Genomic DNA, 2,125 nt, shown 5'->3' on the forward strand with positions numbered 1-2,125 from the left:
GCGCGGTGCTGGGCGATGCCGGCACTGGCGCGGCGGCGGGCACGGCCGGCGGTGTCTCCAGGGGATTGATCGGCGCGCTGTTCGACTCGAACGAGGCCGATTCGGTGTTCCGCAATTTTGTGGATCGGTGTCTGCGGGAGCAGGGCTACGAGCCGATCGGCTGGGAATAACGTCGCGTCCGATGCCGACGATTTACACGATTGGCCACGGCAACCGGCATGTTGAAGAATTTCTGGAATTGCTCGCGGCCGCGCGCGTCGAACGGATAGTAGACATTCGGGCCTATCCTGGTTCGCGACGGCATCCGCAGTTTCGGCGCGAGGCGCTGCGGGCAAGTCTGGAGGACAACGGCATCGATTACCGATGGATGGGTAACGCGCTGGGGGGACGGCGCGCGCCGCTAGATGATTCGCCGCATGTCGCGCTCGCCGCCAGTGTGCGCGGTTTCGCGGATCACATGCAGACCGCCGGGTTTCAAACAGCAGTCGATGAATTGCTTGGTTTTGCGCAACAGGCATCGAAGCTGGCCGTGATGTGCGCGGAAAGGCGCCGGAGCATTGCCATCGATCACTGCTTGCGGATTACCTGGTGATGCGCGGTCATGTGGTCACGCACCTGGGCGATCGCGACCTACGGCGGAAACATAGCATCAGCATGAATGCGCGCATCAGTAAAGACGGTCTTACGTACGATCGAAATGCGACTCGTGAGCTGAATTTGTAAGACGCTGGCGACGCGACGTTGGCGCGTCGAGTCTATTAACATTTGTTGAATCGGCTGGAGTGCGAAACATGATGTCCATATTCAAGAAACCTGCCGCCATGCCGGCGGCTGAAAATGCGCTGCCCGGGCGCGCGGAAGCGATTCCGGTGCCTGCGCGCCATTTCGTCAATGGCAACCCGCTGAAGCCACCCTTTCCGGACAACATGCAACAGGCGTTGTTTGGGCTAGGCTGTTTCTGGGGCGCCGAACGCGTGTTCTGGGAAACGGATGGCGTGTACACCACGGCGGTCGGGTACGCCGGCGGTTCCACGCAGAATCCGAATTACCGCGAAGTCTGCTCGGGGCGCACTGGCCACAACGAGGTCGTGCGCGTGGTGTTCAATCCGGCCATTATTTCTTACGCGAAACTATTGCGCGCTTTCTGGCAGGGGCACGATCCCACGCAGGGCATGCGCCAGGGCAATGATGTCGGTACTCAGTATCGCTCGGGAATTTATATTTACAGCGACGCGCAACAGAAAGACGCGGAAGCCTCGCGTGATCAGTATCAGCAGGCGTTGTCAGCGGCGGGTCGCGACCGTATCACGACCGAAATTGTGCCGGCGCCGGAGTTTTATTACGCCGAGGATTATCACCAGCAATATCTGGCGAAGAATCCGGGTGGTTACTGCGGTCTCGGCGGCGTCGGCGTCCCGTATCCGGCCGCGAGCTGAGCAACGTCGCCCCTCGAGCGCGAATTAGTCGATAACAATCAAGGAGCCGTGGGATGAAGCGTTTGCTGGTGGGGGTTGTTTGTATTCTAGCAGGCGTGGCCGGGAGTCTTGCCGCGGCCGATGACCACGAGCGCCCCCGTGTGGTAGTCGTGACGGGCAGCGGTGAAGTCCGCGCCGCGCCGGATAAGGCGATCATCGCGATGGGCGCGCAGGCCATCGAGCCGGAACTCGATGCCGCGCGCGAGAAAGTTACCCGAGCGGTGCAGGCGTTTCTCGTTCTCACCGCCAAGCTGGGCATCGCCGAAAAATACGTTCAGACCTCGCAACTCACTGTGCGGCCGGAATACGTATGGGAGCCCAAAACACAGCGGCAACGCCAGATTGGCTATTTCGTGGAGCGTCAGCTTACGGTGGATCTGCGCGAACTGGATAAGCTCGGGCTGTTGATGGAGCGAGCCGTCTCGGCCGGCGTAAATATTGTGTCCGGCCCGAGTTCGGCTCCAGCCGCGAAGATGCGCTACGACTTGAGGCGTTGCTACGCGCGGCGCTGGATGCCCGCGCCACCGCGATGGCGTTGAGCGATGCGCTGGGTATAAAGCTGGGGAATTTACGGCGGATCACTGCCGGACAGCATGGTTACGTACCGCCCGTAATGCCCTACGCCATGGCGAAAATGGAGACCGCGGATT

General features: G+C 61.0%; 5 protein-coding genes. All 5 read left to right on the top strand.

Annotation, left to right across the window (positions count from 1 at the left end; genetic code table 11):
- Positions 1-170 (top strand): hypothetical protein (locus H0V34_13240; protein MBA2492610.1); only part of this gene is annotated, 170 nt, incomplete at its 5' end.
- An 11-nt stretch (positions 171-181) separates the two neighbouring features.
- Entirely contained in the window at positions 182-592 is a 411-nt protein-coding gene (locus H0V34_13245) for a DUF488 domain-containing protein (GenBank protein MBA2492611.1), read from the top strand.
- Between the two features lie 202 nt (positions 593-794).
- The gene (msrA, locus tag H0V34_13250) at positions 795-1,436 is read left to right on the top strand and encodes a peptide-methionine (S)-S-oxide reductase MsrA (protein ID MBA2492612.1); all 642 of its coding nucleotides are present in this window, start codon (positions 795-797) and stop codon (positions 1,434-1,436) included.
- Positions 1,437-1,489: 53 nt separating this feature from the next.
- Positions 1,490-2,014, top strand: a complete 525-nt coding sequence (locus tag H0V34_13255; GenBank protein ID MBA2492613.1) for an SIMPL domain-containing protein — start codon at positions 1,490-1,492, stop codon at positions 2,012-2,014.
- Positions 1,969-2,125, top strand: a 157-nt coding sequence (locus H0V34_13260) for a hypothetical protein (GenBank protein MBA2492614.1), incomplete at its 3' end; no start/stop codon positions are given. The genes H0V34_13255 and H0V34_13260, both read left to right, overlap by 46 nt.

The sequence above is a fragment of the Gammaproteobacteria bacterium genome (assembly GCA_013696315.1).
Classification (GTDB): Bacteria; Pseudomonadota; Gammaproteobacteria; order JACCYU01; family JACCYU01; genus JACCYU01.